At 38.1% G+C, this 14804-nt stretch carries 15 protein-coding genes and 1 riboswitch; of the genes, 9 read left to right on the top strand and 6 right to left on the bottom strand.

The genetic code is table 11. The annotated features are described in order from the left end of the window. Positions 1-14: 14 nt before the first annotated feature. From thiE to thiM, 3 genes are read right to left on the bottom strand one after another with little or no spacing between them, the layout of a single operon-like run. Entirely contained in the window at positions 15-656 is a 642-nt protein-coding gene (thiE, locus tag NV349_RS17045) for a thiamine phosphate synthase (protein WP_036118877.1), read from the bottom strand. Next, the gene (gene thiD / locus NV349_RS17040) at positions 646-1470 is read right to left on the bottom strand and encodes a bifunctional hydroxymethylpyrimidine kinase/phosphomethylpyrimidine kinase (RefSeq protein ID WP_036118890.1); all 825 of its coding nucleotides are present in this window, start codon (positions 1468-1470) and stop codon (positions 646-648) included. The genes thiE and thiD overlap by 11 nt, the downstream gene beginning before the upstream one ends. Next, entirely contained in the window at positions 1458-2225 is a 768-nt protein-coding gene (gene thiM, locus NV349_RS17035; protein WP_036118892.1) for a hydroxyethylthiazole kinase, read from the bottom strand. The genes thiD and thiM overlap by 13 nt, the downstream gene beginning before the upstream one ends. Before the next feature lie 92 nt (positions 2226-2317). After that, positions 2318-2415, bottom strand: a riboswitch (TPP riboswitch). 190 nt (positions 2416-2605) lie between these two features. Here thiM and mbcS point away from each other — a divergent pair. The 5 genes from mbcS to NV349_RS17010 all read left to right on the top strand — a co-directional run bounded on the left by mbcS (position 2606) and on the right by NV349_RS17010 (position 7684). Continuing rightward, positions 2606-4207, top strand: coding sequence for an acyl-CoA synthetase MbcS (gene mbcS / locus NV349_RS17030; RefSeq protein ID WP_036118894.1), 1602 nt, complete (start codon positions 2606-2608; stop codon positions 4205-4207). 166 nt (positions 4208-4373) lie between these two features. Next, on the top strand, positions 4374-5387 hold the full coding sequence (gene sppA / locus NV349_RS17025) for a signal peptide peptidase SppA (RefSeq protein WP_036118896.1): 1014 nt from the start codon (positions 4374-4376) through the stop codon (positions 5385-5387). A gap of 12 nt (positions 5388-5399) precedes the next feature. Next, on the top strand, positions 5400-6026 hold the full coding sequence (locus NV349_RS17020; RefSeq protein WP_271910711.1) for an RDD family protein: 627 nt from the start codon (positions 5400-5402) through the stop codon (positions 6024-6026). A 134-nt stretch (positions 6027-6160) separates the two neighbouring features. Then, the gene (gene tpx / locus NV349_RS17015) at positions 6161-6664 is read left to right on the top strand and encodes a thiol peroxidase (RefSeq protein ID WP_004226187.1); all 504 of its coding nucleotides are present in this window, start codon (positions 6161-6163) and stop codon (positions 6662-6664) included. 90 nt (positions 6665-6754) lie between these two features. Continuing rightward, positions 6755-7684 carry a class I SAM-dependent methyltransferase gene (locus tag NV349_RS17010; RefSeq protein WP_271910709.1) on the top strand — a complete coding sequence of 310 codons (930 nt, stop codon included), beginning with the start codon at positions 6755-6757 and terminating at the stop codon, positions 7682-7684. 209 nt (positions 7685-7893) lie between these two features. On the opposite strand, the gene NV349_RS17005 is transcribed toward NV349_RS17010, so the two are convergent. Then, positions 7894-8343: a universal stress protein gene (locus NV349_RS17005; protein WP_036118901.1), complete on the bottom strand. Its 450-nt coding sequence runs from the start codon at positions 8341-8343 to the stop codon at positions 7894-7896. Between the two features lie 425 nt (positions 8344-8768). On the opposite strand from NV349_RS17005, the gene ald reads away from it, so the two are divergent. Beyond that, the gene (ald, locus tag NV349_RS17000) at positions 8769-9884 is read left to right on the top strand and encodes an alanine dehydrogenase (RefSeq protein ID WP_036118902.1); all 1116 of its coding nucleotides are present in this window, start codon (positions 8769-8771) and stop codon (positions 9882-9884) included. Between the two features lie 48 nt (positions 9885-9932). Here the strand turns inward: ald and NV349_RS16995 are convergent, their stop codons facing one another. Next, the gene (locus NV349_RS16995) at positions 9933-11021 is read right to left on the bottom strand and encodes a M24 family metallopeptidase (protein ID WP_271910706.1); all 1089 of its coding nucleotides are present in this window, start codon (positions 11019-11021) and stop codon (positions 9933-9935) included. Positions 11022-11254: 233 nt separating this feature from the next. Between NV349_RS16995 and NV349_RS16990 the strand changes: the two genes are divergently transcribed. Together NV349_RS16990 and NV349_RS16985 are read left to right on the top strand one after the other, a co-directional pair. Next, positions 11255-11938 (top strand): metal-dependent hydrolase, encoded by a 684-nt coding sequence (locus NV349_RS16990; protein ID WP_089934174.1) that lies wholly within the window; start codon positions 11255-11257, stop codon positions 11936-11938. 152 nt (positions 11939-12090) lie between these two features. Next, on the top strand, positions 12091-13398 hold the full coding sequence (locus NV349_RS16985) for a DRTGG domain-containing protein (protein ID WP_036118907.1): 1308 nt from the start codon (positions 12091-12093) through the stop codon (positions 13396-13398). 56 nt (positions 13399-13454) lie between these two features. Here NV349_RS16985 and NV349_RS16980 read toward each other — a convergent pair whose 3' ends face one another. Continuing rightward, positions 13455-13760 carry a YtpI family protein gene (locus NV349_RS16980; RefSeq protein ID WP_036118909.1) on the bottom strand — a complete coding sequence of 102 codons (306 nt, stop codon included), beginning with the start codon at positions 13758-13760 and terminating at the stop codon, positions 13455-13457. A gap of 90 nt (positions 13761-13850) precedes the next feature. Here NV349_RS16980 and NV349_RS16975 point away from each other — a divergent pair, with 90 nt between their 5' ends. Then, a complete protein-coding gene (locus NV349_RS16975) occupies positions 13851-14795 on the top strand; it encodes a DHH family phosphoesterase (RefSeq protein WP_036118911.1) in 945 nt (314 codons plus the stop codon). The last annotated feature ends 9 nt before the right edge of the window (positions 14796-14804 follow it).

The following is a 14804-nucleotide window of genomic DNA, read 5'->3' as shown; positions in this document are numbered from 1 at the left end:
AGTTTGTTTATAGATCATTTTTTTATGCGAGATAATGACGTAAATGTAGATACAGTGTGTGCAATGTCTTGACTTTCACAGATAGCAGAAATAACGGCAACACCATCAGCACCTGCTTGAAAAACAGAATGTGCATTTGTACAAGTAATCCCACCAATCGCTACAATCGGTAATTCAGGATAAAGATGATAAGCTTGCTGTAAAAAATTTGTACCGCATGGTGGTTGTGCATCACTTTTAGATGTTGTTGCAAAGATTGGACCAATTCCTACATAATCAGCATGATGGTCTATAGCTGTTTGTAATTCTTCCTGTGAATGTACAGAAACACCAAGTATCATGTTCCCGATTTTTTTACGTGCTATTTCAACATCTAAATCATCTTGTCCAATATGAACGCCATCGGCACCAATTCGCAAAGCGAGCTCTATATCATCGTTAACGATAAACGGTACATTATACTGCTGACAAAGTTTTTGACATTGGCGTGCAAATTGTTCATAGGCTAATCCAGTTAAGGCAAGAGACCCTTTCTCGCGAAATTGAAACATCGTAATGCCAGCTTGCAATGCCTTTTCGAGGAGATGGATGGGATTTTGTTGAAAAACATTGCCTGTCCCCATAATAAAATAAAGCTGTAAATCCTCACGTTTCATGAATAATTACCTCACAGGCTTCCTTATGCTGTTGATAAGCGAAATGATTTGTAGGTCCGTGCCCGTTGCCGATGGCTAAATCATGCATAATCGCTAATTGAATAAATTTTTTAGCTTCGATAATAGCCTCTTCCATCGCTAAACCTCGTCCAAGAAAAGCAGTGAGTGCTGCTGAAAATGTACAGCCAGTACCATGTGTATTTTTGGTTTGGATTCGTGGAGACTGCATCGAAAAAGATTGTCCATTTTTGAAAAATACATAATCAATGGCATAAAGTGGTTCTGCTAAATGCCCACCCTTTACAATGACGCATTGTACACCTAGCTGTAAAAAGCTTTGAGCCACTTGTTTCATATCCTCAAAATGGCGAATGGTTCTCCCCGTGAGAGCCTCTGCTTCGGGTATATTTGGCGTAACAATCGTAGCTAGTGGTAGTAAAGATGAGCGTAACGCCTCAATAGCTTCTTGCTGTAATAAGCTTTCTCCACCTTTTGCAATCATCACGGGATCCACAATTAGTGGTATGTTTAATTCACCGATCATGCGTGCGATGGCTTGGATAATACCAGAGGAATAAAGCATGCCTGTTTTCATTGCAGCAATCGGAAAATCTTCGACTAACGCTTGAAATTGTTTTTCCACAAACGAAATGTCAATGGGGAAAACACCTGTCACGCCTGTTGTATTTTGTGCAGTTAAAGCTGTAATAACGGAAGTGCCGAACACCTCTAATTCCTGAAATGTTTTTAAATCAGCCTGTATACCAGCACCGCCACCACTATCTGATCCAGCAATCGTCGTTACAATATGCATGATGCTTCACCATCCTTTGATAAACGATGTATAGCATTAAGCAAAGCTATTTGAAAATCACCGATATCTGCAGTGAATGCAGAAGCTAGTACTGCTGCCTTTTTATAGTAAGTGAGTGTTTCTGCTAATTGGTTGTATGGCTTGTTACCTGCGACATAGGCAGCACCACAAAGCGCACTAAGTAAACAGCCAGTACCAGTGACCTCTGTCATTTGTGGGTGGCCACCAGCTATCCACTGGCTATGCTCACCATTTGTTATAAGATCACGTTCACCTGTTACAATAACGATACAATTATATCGTTGTGCCACTAGTAATGCTTCCGTCTCCAGTGACATGGAGCCATGACCACTATCTACACCTTTCTGTTGCCAATCTACATTGGCTATAGCCGCAAGCTCACCGATATTACAGCGAATTACGGCAAATTGTATGTTTTCAAGTAAGTATTGAACGGTTTCCTTGCGATAAGTTGTAGCCCCTGCCCCAACTGGATCTAATATAACTGGAATGCCAAGTGCATTAGCTTTTTTTCCTGCTAACAGCATGGCGTTTTTGGTGCGAGTATTGAGTGTCCCGATATTAATTAATAATGCTTGTGCCATTGCTACCATTTCCTCAACCTCTTGGCTATCGTCAGCCATAACGGGCGAAGCACCTAATGCTAATAAACCATTTGCTTGGAAATTTGCCACCACATAGTTTGTGATGCAATGAATAAGTGGTTGCTGTTGACGAATTGTTTGAAATATCATTTTAATTTTAGTCCTCCTTTGTGGATGGACGTAAGCATGCAAAAAGGCTCTTTTTATGTGAAAATACACGAAAAAGAGCCTTTCATCTGAAAAAATCGATGTCTGTTGCTCCCTACGTCAGTATTAACTAACAGGTTCAAAGGGTCAGGTTTTACCTTCTCAACTCTTTCGAGTCCCCCTGCAATTTTGCTTTTAGTTGACCAAAATGTACCATACTTTTCATTTGTGTTCAATAGCTAGTTTTCCTATCGACAAAACGTGACTGATGCCATATAGCTAGGTATGATAGTTGTCATGACTTTACCTAAATTAAGCGCAAACCATTGAAAATACTGAAAAAGGAGTTTTATAATGTGTCATAGCAAAAGGGGGCATCTGCCATGAAAAGACAAGATTTAGTTGCACCAGAATGGTATAACATAACAGAGGAAATTGAAAAATATGCTCAGGATGCAACGAAAAATGCTTTAATTATTTATGAAGAAAATCAAGCTGTACAATTTATTACATATGCACATTTGATGGAAAAAGCGAATCAAGCAGCACATGTTTTCACCTTACAAGGTTTAACGAAGGGTGATGTGATTTTAGTGATGGTACCACGCTCAGTGGAAGCATATATTGTTTATATTGCAGCATTAAAAGCAGGTTTAACCATCATTCCAAGCTCAGAAATGTTAAGAACAAAAGATATTGAGTATCGCATTCATCACGCCAATGCTAAAGGGGTTGTTGCCTATGAGCCCTATATTGAACAATTTGATGAAGTTGGAAATTTACAGGGCATACAGCAATTTGTCATAGGGAAAGCACATGAGCCTTGGCAGCCTTTACTAGAAAAAATGCACCATCAACCTACAACTTACATAAATCCGACCCCGACAAAAAGTACTGATAATGCATTTTTAGCCTATACAAGCGGCACAACAGGTAACCCAAAGGCAGCGGTACATACACACAGCTGGGGCTATGCTCATTTACGAACAACAGCACCACATTGGTTAGGTGTACAAGAAAATGATATTGTTTGGGCAACAGCAGCACCTGGATGGCAAAAATGGATATGGAGTCCCTTTCTCGCTACATTAGGCAGTGGTGCTACTGCATTTGTTTACAAAGGTAAATTTGATGCTGCTTCCTATTTGGCAATGCTTGAAAAATTCAAAATCAATGTATTATGCTGTACACCAACTGAATATCGTTTTATGGCATCACTTGAAAATTTACACGCATATGATTTACATGCAATTCGCCAAGCTGTATCAGCAGGTGAACCGTTAAATAGTGAGGTTATCAACGTATTTTCAGAAACATTCCATTTACAAGTGCGAGATGGCTATGGTCAAACGGAAAATACATTACTTGTTGGTACAATGGTAGGGATGGAGGCGCGAGTTGGCTCAATGGGAAAACCTACTCCTGGCAACACCGTTAATATTATTAACGATTTCGGCAATCCTGTTGCAGTGGGAGAGGTGGGTGATATTGCTGTTCATCGTGAAACACCAGCTCTCTTTAAAAAATATTTAAATGATCCTGAACGTACAAATTTACAATTCCGTGGTGATTGGTATATAACAGGAGATCGTGCCTACAAAGATGAAGATGGCTACTTTTGGTTTGAGGGTCGAGGAGATGATGTCATTATCTCCTCGGGTTATACAATTGGTCCCTTTGAAGTAGAGGATGCTTTGATGAAGCATCCAACTGTGAAAGAAGCTGCTGTCATTGCCAGTCCAGATAAAGTTCGAGGAAATATTGTAAAGGCATTTATTGTTCTTCGTAATGGTGAAATTGGTGATGAAACACTTATTCAAACACTTCAAAGTCATGTGAAATCATTGACTGCCCCATATAAATATCCACGTGCTATTGAATTTGTCGAAGAGCTACCCAAAACATCCTCTGGAAAAATTCGACGAGTTGAATTACGACAGCAAGAAACAAAGCAATGCCATTCATCATCATTTCCTAGGAAATAATGTCGAAAATCAAAGTTCATGCAAAGGTATGGACTTTGATTTTTTTTATTTTTTTAGGTAAGGTAATATGAGGAAATAAATAGCAACAAGCTTTTTGCATATTATTGCAAAAAAATGAAACAAATAAGCAAGTCATTCGTATTACGTGTTGAGGAGGCGGAAAGACATGAATGTAAAAAGGTGGGTTGCTTTAGTAGTCGCAGGTGTTCTTTTACTATTTTCATTAGGAATTAACACCATTTTTGCCCTATTTAAAGCAGATTTCCTAGGTAATTTTGATAGTTTGATGGCTGGGAATAATTTAGATGTATATGAAAATGTCATTGAAGGGGACAATTTTGATAAGCGAATTGCTTATTTAAAGGTAGATGGAGCGATTCAAGATATCGGCTCAAGTACATTATGGCAACCAGTTGCCTATGATCATACATTTTTCTTAGAGCAATTGGATAATATTTTGTATGATGATTCGATACAGGGCGTTGTTTTAAGCGTCAATTCACCAGGTGGTGGTGTGAAAGAATCTGCAGAAATCTATAAAAAGCTGCTAAAAATTAAAGAAGAACGACAAATTCCAATTTATGTATCGATGGATTCGATGGCAGCATCAGGTGGTTATTATATTTCAGCACCTGCAGATAAAATCTTTGCCCATCGTGATACAATAACAGGCTCAATTGGCGTCATTATGCAATCCATTAACTACCAAGCATTGGCTGAAAAAGTAGGTGTTAAATTTGAAACGTTTAAATCAGGGGAGCATAAGGATATGCTAAGCCCAATGCGTGAAGTGACACCAGAAGAACGTGCAATGATGCAGGATATGATTAATGAAACGTATGAAGAATTTGTAGACATTGTAGAGCAGGGACGTAATATGTCTGAAGCAGAAGTGAAGAAGGTTGCAGATGGTCGTATTCTTGGTGGCACAAAAGCGCTTGAAGCAGGTTTAATCGATGAAATTGGTGATGAAGAAGCAGCCATCGCTGCTCTACGTGCAGATTATGGACTGGAAGATGCTGCTTTATTTGAGTATGCGTACGATATGGGAGGCTGGCAATCATACGTTGGGATGAAAATTGGCTCCATGTTTGGTCCATCTGCAGAAGAAAAAATGCTAATGAAAATTATGACCGACTACAGTGCACCGAAAATGATGTATTTATACGGGGAATACTAAGGAGGGAGTACAATGACAAACAATGAATTTGTTATGCAAGGTTCACCCTCTATGGAAAATGGCTTTCTTATGAACGCTCCAGATGAGTCAGTAAAGCATAAAAACTATGCTTTAAAAACGGCTGGTTTTTGGATTCGGTTTTGGGCATTTTTATTAGATGGATTCATTATTTCTGCTGTAGTTGGAATACTTATCAATCCTATCTTTTATCTAATGGATTGGTCCTTATCAGAATCTGTTTGGTATGCACCGATTTCAATCATCACAGCGATCCTCTATTATAGCTATTTTGTACTGATGACAAAGTTCTTTGGGCAAACACTTGGAAAAATGGTTTTTGGCTTACGTGTTATTTCATTAAAGCATGATAAGCTTACTTGGTCAGATGTGTTATTCCGTGATTTGATTGGCCGCATTATCAATAATATTTTTATGCCTCTGTATATTTTGGTAGTCATTTTACCAGAAAATCAAGGGTTACATGATTATTTTGCAGATACAGCAGTGGTGCACGAAAAAGTCTTTGTTGAAAAGGATCCAGCACCAGCCGCTTTGCCAAAACAGCAAGAGCAGATAGAAACGACTGTGCAAGAGGAAAAAATAGAACTAGCCAAGCTAGAGGAAAAAAATGAACAATAAACAAAAGGCTGTCTCCTAATTCGAGACAGTCTTTCCTATTTCTAAGCTAGTTCTTCTAAAGTAAGCTATCTTAGTTGCAATTAATTCCCTTCATTTAGTAATATTATGTACATATGAAATAAGGAGGCGTTTATATGGCACAAGTAACATTTAAAAATGGTCCAGTAACACTAGTAGGAAATGAAGTAAAGGTGGGCGATCAAGCTCCAGATTTTACGGTATTAGCGAATGACCTATCACCTGTAACATTAAATGATTCAGAAGGCAAAATTCGTCTATTCAGTGTTGTACCATCATTAGATACTGGTGTATGTGATGCACAAACACGCCGTTTTAATGAAGAAGCAGCTAACCTGGGTGACAATGTAGTTATTTATACAGTATCTGTCGATCTTCCATTCGCTCAAAAGCGTTGGTGTGGTGCAGCAGGTATTGATGCAGTGCAAACTGTATCAGATCACCGCGATCTTTCATTTGGTGAAGCGTATGGCGTGTACATTCAAGAATTACGTCTTCTGACACGTGCAGTATTCGTTGTGGATGCAAATAATAAAGTAACATATGTTGAATATGTACCTGAAGCTACAGATCATCCAAACTATGAAGCGGCCATTGCAGCTGTTAAAGCACTAGCATAATGAGCTGCTTTTAGGCTAAGATAATACTAGACAAAGGGGCTGTGACGAGAGTTTGTCACGGCTCTTTTCTGCGTGAAAGGAAGTTTAAATATGGAAAACATCGAGAAATTATTTGGTCTGCTAAATGAGCATGCTGAAAAGATCGAAAAAGAACAAGATTTAACATTGTTAGAAGGGTTGCTAGATGGTCTCGAGGCATGGCTTGATGGCGAAGTGAATTTTTCACAAAAGGATGCAACAAAAGAGGATATTCGCAAAGCTATTCAAATCGCTATTTTAAAAGGAATGCGCAAAGGGTCGCAGCCAAACCATCAAATGACACCTGATACGTTAGGGTTACTAGTTGGCTATTTTGTGGAGCAAATATTTGAAGAGCGCCTTGCAAACGAAAAAATGTCAATTATGGACCCAGCCGTAGGTACGGGGAATTTACTACTAACAGTCATGAATTTATTAGATGGAAAAGTGGAAGCGACAGGCGTAGAGGTTGACGAGCTATTAATTCGTCTTGCTGCTGCTACTGCTGATTTAACAGAACAGCCTATTTCCTTATACCGTCAAGATGCCTTAGAAGATTTATTGGTAAACCCAGTGGATGCCGTTGTTTGTGATTTACCTGTAGGCTATTATCCTAATGAAGAAGTAGCACTCGATTATGAATTATGCGCAGCAGAGGGGATGAGTTATGCTCATCATCTATTCATTGAGCAATCGATGAATTATACAAAGGATGGCGGCTATTTATTTTTCCTTGCACCATCACATCTTTTTGACTCCGAGCAGTCTAAGCAACTACACAAGTACATTCAAAAGCATGCTTGGATTCAAGCCATTATTCAATTACCTGAGGCTATGTTTGCCAATAAGGCATTAGAAAAAAGTATTGTGATTTTGCAAAAGCAAGCAAAGGAATTGAAAGCACCTAAAGAAGTACTATTAGCAAAAGTACCGAATATGCAGAATAAGCAAGCTCTTGCGCTGTTCTTTGAAAAAGTGAGGATGTGGAAAGAGGGCAAATAATTGCTCTGGAAGCCGACATAAGTAAAAAGATGATGTTACTACTAGCAGAAAAAGACCTTTTGGTAAGGTGAGGGTGATTTCTGTTGGACCAGCGTCCTTTAGAATGAAAAGCCTTTTTCACCCTTCATAGAAATTCTAGTGATCGTTTTGTTTTTCAACACAATGTAAAAAGGTATCCTATGGAAGGATACCTTTTTATGTATTGCGAATTAGTTTTCTGGTGTACGGATAACAAGTACGTCACATTTAGCTGAACGTACAATTGCTTCAGATACTGAACCGATTAGGAAGCGTTCAACTGCATTTAGACCAGTTGCACCACAAATGATTAGATCTGCGTCTACGACTTTAGAAAGCTCTTTTGTAATGATATTTTTAGGAGAGCCGTACTCAATGATAAGATTAACGTTTGTTAAGCCTTCATCTTCAGCTTGTTTTTTGTAACCATTTAATAGCTCTTCAGAGAATGCTTGAGCACGTTCTGCAATGGAACGGTCATATGCTTCGATTGCAGCGAATGAACGTGTATCAATAACATTTACTAGATTTAAGACAGCACCTTCGTTTCGTTTTGCAACATCAATTGACTTACGAAATGCATATTCAGCTTCTTTTGAGCCGTCTACTGCAACAACAATGCTTTTATAATGATTAGCCATTTTGAAAAACCTCCCTGATTTGTATATGTTGATTATACCAAATGATTTTCTAAAGGAAATACTTTCCGAAAGAAAAATATGAAAAAGTGAAGACATTTCATTTCAAAATGTCAATTATATACACTTACTTAATTCCCACTATTTACAGCGTGTAAACGCCTTTTGATCGGTAGAACTTGTGGAAGTATTTACTTCGTTAGCAACTGTTATAGCCGTCTTTTTAGTTTTCAAATATAATAATTTATACCATTATTCATCGTTTAAATATTTAGTATTTTATAAATGTTAGAAATTTTATTTGTATTTGCTTTAGTTAAAGCTTTTTTTGCATTTGTTTGGTAATATGGAATGGCAAGGGGTGCATCAATTCTTAGTTACATAATAATGATGCTTATTTTTTATGCTATGGAAGGGGATAGGAAACAATGAAGATTGGTATTCCAAAGGAAATTAAAAACAATGAGAATCGTGTAGCCATGACACCAGCAGGAGTTGTAACTTTAACACACGCAGGTCATGAGGTATACATTGAAACTGGAGCAGGCTTAGGGTCAAGCTTTACGGATGCTGATTACATTGCAGCAGGAGCTCATATTGTTCAAACTGCTAAAGAAGCATGGTCACAAGAAATGATCATGAAGGTAAAAGAACCTGTAGCTTCTGAATATGATTATTTCTATGAAGGTCAAATTTTATTTACGTATTTACACTTAGCGCCAGAGGTTGAACTAACTCAGGCACTTTTAAATAAAAAGGTTGTAGGTATTGCCTACGAAACAGTGCAATTAGCAAACGGTTCATTACCATTGTTAACGCCTATGAGTGAAGTAGCTGGTAAAATGGCTACGCAAATCGGTGCACAGTTCTTAGAAAGAAACCATGCTGGTAAAGGTATTTTATTAGGTGGCGTTTCAGGTGTGCAGCGTGGCAAGGTGACAATAATCGGTGGTGGTATCGCAGGAACAAATGCTGCAAAAATCGCTGTTGGCATGGGTGCGGATGTGACAGTAATCGATTTAAGCCCAGAACGTTTACGTCAATTAGAAGATCTGTTTGGTCGTGATGTTCAAACATTAATTTCAAATCCTTATAATATTGCAGAATCAGTGAAAGATTCAGATTTAGTCATTGGTGCGGTGTTAATACCAGGCGCAAAAGCACCGAAACTTGTATCTGAAGAAATGATTCAGTCAATGCAAGCTGGCTCTGTTGTAGTCGATATTGCGATTGACCAAGGCGGTATTTTTGCTTCGTCTGATCGTGTGACAACTCATGATGACCCAACATACGTGAAACATGGCGTAGTACATTATGCAGTAGCAAATATGCCAGGAGCAGTACCGCGCACATCAACAATTGCTTTAACAAATAATACAATTCCATATGCACTTCAAATTGCAAACAAAGGCTATAAACAAGCTTGCCTAGATAATGCGGCACTGAAAAAAGGTGTGAATACATTAGATGGACAACTAGTCTATAAAGCAGTGGCAGATTCACAAGGTCTTCCATTTGTCGAAGTGGATGAGTTAATTCAATAAATCAAAAAAGGAAGCACTACACTAGTTGCTTCCTTTTTTTGTGTGTAATTATAGAACAATTAAATCTTTCGGGAATTTTGTTAATACTTCAACGCCATCTTTCGTTACAACTACATCATCCTCAATGCGTACGCCTGTCACATCTGATTTATAAATCCCTGGCTCAATTGTAAAGACCATGCCTTCTTCCATCGTCATTTCATTTGCACCTGTAACGGATGGGAATTCATGCACAGAAATTCCAAGGCCATGACCAAGACGGTGAGTGAAATATTCACCATAGCCAGCTTCTGTGATAGTATCACGTGCAATTTTATCTAAGTCCATCGCACGAATACCTGGTTTTACAGCTGCGACAGCATTTGTATTGGCAGCTAAAACAGCGTGATAAATTTCCTTCTGTGCTTCACTAGGCTCCCCAAAGGCAACAGTACGCGTAATATCTGAGCAATAGCCATCGTAAATAACCCCAAGGTCAAATAATACCATATCCCCTTTTTCAATTTTACGTGCACCTGGCTTGCCGTGAGGAGAGGCCGTTTTTGGACCACTTAATACCATTGTTTCAAAGGACATTTTGCAACCTTTATCTTGAATAGCACTTTCAATCGCTTTTAGAATTTCCATTTCTGTTTTCCCTTCAGCGATCTCCTTACAACCGATTTCAATTGCATAGTCTGCTAGCTCCGCAGCTTTACGTAATTTTTCTAATTCAGTCCCATCTTTGATGACGCGCATAGCATTAATCTTTTCATCAAGGCGAACAAAGTTAGCCTGTGGGAATGATTGCTGTAAAGCTTCTAAACGCTCGACGATTAGTTGCGCTTTTTCAATAGCAAACGTAGTCGGATTAACTTGGCGTGAAATGATTGCTTGCGCAAGAACGTCCATTGAGTTTTCAGTATCCTGATGGCCGATTACCTCATAAGACCAACCTGCTGCCTTCGCATCTGGAATCTCCATTTGTGGACAAATTAGAAAAGGCTCGGCATCTTTAAAAATCATGACTCCTAGTAATCTTTCATGTGGATCACTTTTAAAGCCTGAAACGTAAAAAACATTGTCAGGTGTTGTTACAAATGCTGCATCGATGTGATGTTGCTGTAAATAACTTTGGATTTCTTCGACCTTTGACATCAATATGTCCTCCTTTTAGTACATGGGAAATTTTACGTAAAAAAGCGTCGACTCTATAAAGCAATGTCGATGTTCCTTTTCTAGTACTGAATAATTGTGCGCTAACAGGGTATAAGGCTGTTAGAGAACACTACGATTATTCTCTGTACAAGCATATCAAAAAAAGGGAAAAAGCGCATGAGTAGCGAATTAAAATGATGAACTGTAATTTGGTTTTCGAGGAGGATTTTAAAATGGAAATTAGTTATCATGGACATTCAGTTGTCAAAATTCAAACAAACGGGAAAACAATTTTAATTGACCCTTTTATTAATGGCAATGGGCAAACAGACTTAACGGTGGCAGGAGAAGCACCAGATATTATTGTACTTACACATGGACATAATGATCATGTTGGGGACACAGTGGAGCTAGCGAAGAAAAAAGATGCGTTAGTCATTGCTCCAAATGAATTAGCTAATTGGATCTCTTGGCAAGGTGTAAAAGCACATCCAATGCATATTGGTGGTGCTAAGGAGTTTGACTTTGGTAAGGTGAAGTTTACACAAGCCTTTCACGGTTCATCTTATGTAACAGAAAATAATGAAATAATTTATATGGGTATGCCGGCAGGGGTTTTATTATTTGTTGAGGGATTAACGATTTATCATGCAGGTGATACAGCTCTATTTAGTGATATGAAATTAATTGGCGAACGACACCCTATTGATATTGCATTTTTACCGATTGGGGATAATTTTACAATGGGACCAGAGGATGCAGCTTGCGCGGTTTCATTCTTAAAGCCGAAAATTGTCGTACCAATTCATTACAATACATTCCCACCAATCGAGCAGGATCCACAAATTTTTGCAGATTTAGTGCAAAATACAGAGGTTCAAATTTTGAAAGCTGGCGAAAAAGTAAACTGTTTCTAATCGTTGATAGGGCTGTACTATATGAATTGACACCACGCTAGTAGTTGAAATGATGGGGAAAGTTAAACAATTTGATCACTTTATATTAAATATTTTTATAAAAAATATGGTACACTAAGAGCAGAATAGAAGCTTAGGAAATAGGTGATATTTTGTCTACAAAACATGAGAAAATTTTACAATACATCGAATCACTACCCGTGGGCGATAAAATTTCAGTACGTCAAATAGCGAAAGAAATGCAAGTGAGTGAAGGGACGGCTTATCGTGCCATAAAGGAAGCGGAAAATCGTCGCTTAGTAAGTTCGATTGAGCGTGTTGGAACAATTCGCATTGAGAAAAAAAAGAAAGAAAATATTGAACGCTTAACTTTTGCAGAAATTGTCAATATTGTCGATGGCCAAGTTTTAGGTGGAAAATCGGGTCTACATAAAACGTTAACGAAATTTGTCATTGGTGCAATGCAATTAGAAGACATGATGCGTTATACAGATGCAGGTAGCTTATTGATTGTTGGTAACCGGATTAAGGCACATGAAAATGCACTTCGAGCGGGTGCAGCTGTTTTAATCACTGGCGGTTTTGATACAACGGAAGATAATAAAATACTTGCGGATTCATTAGATTTACCCATTATTTCAACAAGCTATGATACGTTTACAGTAGCAACAATGATTAACCGAGCAATTTATGACCAATTAATCAAAAAAGATATTTTATTTATTGAAGATATTTATGTCCCAATGACTGACACGGCTGCCTTAAAAAATGATGAAACGATCCATCATTTTCATAAGTTAAATGAACGCACAACACATGGTGCATTTCCTGTTGTCACACATCAAAATAAATTAGTCGGGATGATTACCGTAAAAGACGTTATTGGTCGTGAAGAGAACGAGCTAGTTGAAAAAGTAATGACAAAAAATCCGATTGCTGGTTCCATGAAAATGAGTGTCGCTTCTGCTGGGCATCGTATGATTTGGGAAGGAATTGATCTTTTACCAATTGTTGATGATGACAATGTTTTGCAAGGTGTTATTAGTCGTCAGGATGTACTTAAGGCGCTGCAATTAGCACAAAGACAGCCTCAGCACGGTGAAACGATTGATGATTTAGTGAAAAATGAAATGAAGGTACTGGGTGATGAAGAACTAATAGTAGAGTTTAAAGTCACACCACAAATGACCAATCAATATGGGGCCATTTCATATGGTGCTTTTACAACTTTACTAGCTGAAGTTGGTTCATTTGCCTTAAAACGCCGTAAACGTGGTGATGCAGTGGCTGAGAATATGACTATTTATTTTATTAAGCCGGTTCAAATGGAAAGTACGCTTACGGTTAAGCCTCGCATTTTAGACATGAGTCGTAAGTTTGTGAAAATGGACTTCGAAGTGTATAATCAACAAATGCTTGTCGGTAAGGCAATGATGATGTTCCAACTATTAGAACGTTAAGTATTGAAAAAGGGATGGCCTAGCGCAATTGCTTGGTCATCCCTTTGTTACATATATTATTGATTAATGCGGAATTCTTCCTCAACAAATTGCCCATAATGGCGTGCTTTTTTTATATTTTCTATAACAACTAAGATGCCTAGTGCGACAAGAATTGCTACAATAATAAATGTAAATAAGCCTGGGAATAAATAAGCTTGATTTAAAGCGAAGGATAAAATTAAGGAACCTAAGCCGATATTCGCCTTACTTTTATACCAATTTTTGGCGATTGGTAATGGAGAACGGAATTGTTTTGTTTTAAAATAGAAGTAAAAAACAAAAGATATGATAATCGCAAATACAAATATTAAATTGAGCATAGTAAACCTCCTAGCATAACTAGACATTATTGTAACGATAATTATAAAAAAATGCTAACGGTTCTTACTATCATTTTGGAGGAATTTAAGGTGAAAAGACAAATCATCGACACAATTAAGGCCTTTGAAACAATCATTATTCATCGTCATGTACGTCCAGATCCGGATGCTTATGGTTCTCAGCAAGGTTTAAAAGAGATTATTTTAGCCAACTACCCTGAGAAAAAGGTCTTTGCTGTTGGTGAACATGACGCTTCCTTATCGTTTATGGCACAGCCTGATGAAATAGCAGATGATATGTACGACAATGCTTTAGTAATTGTCACAGACACAGCCAATACAGAGCGGGTTGACGATCAACGCTATACAAAAGGAAAAATGGTGATAAAAATTGATCACCACCCAAATGACGATGCATATGGTGACTTATTATGGGTAGATACGACAGCAAGCTCATGCAGTGAAATGATTTATGAATTGTATGAAGAAGGCAAGGCAGTTGCTAGCTGGCAACTTACAGATGCTGCTGCACGCTTATTATTTGCAGGAATTGTAGGGGATACAGGAAGATTCCAGTTCCCAAGCACGACAGCGAAAACATTTAAAGTGGCTTCAGAGCTGATTACATATGATTTTGATCGAAATCAAATTTTTGATGGTATGTATGAAATGGAGCAAAAGCTACTTAATTTACAAGGCTATATTTATCAAAACTTTACAATGGATGAGCATGGGGCTGCCTATGTAAAGCTAACAAAGGAATTGTTAGCGGAATATAATACAGTGCCATCTGAGGCCTCTTTATTAGTAGGATGCCTTGGCAGTGTCAAAGGGATATGCGCGTGGGTTGTTTTCATTGAAGAAGTAGATCAAATACGAGTACGTCTACGTTCGAAGGGACCTGTTATTAATACATTAGCAAAAGAATTTAATGGTGGAGGACATCCGCTTGCATCTGGTGCGACAGCTTATTCATGGGAGGAAGCTGACCACGTTATTTCAAGATTACAAGAAATGTGTAAGGCGTATCATTAACAGAGAAAA

Origin of the sequence: Lysinibacillus sp. OF-1, assembly GCF_028356935.1 — a bacterium.
Classification (GTDB): Bacteria; Bacillota; Bacilli; order Bacillales_A; family Planococcaceae; genus Lysinibacillus; species Lysinibacillus fusiformis_D.
Note: the sequence above shows the minus strand (reverse complement) of the source record. Positions and strands in the feature narration are given on the sequence as shown.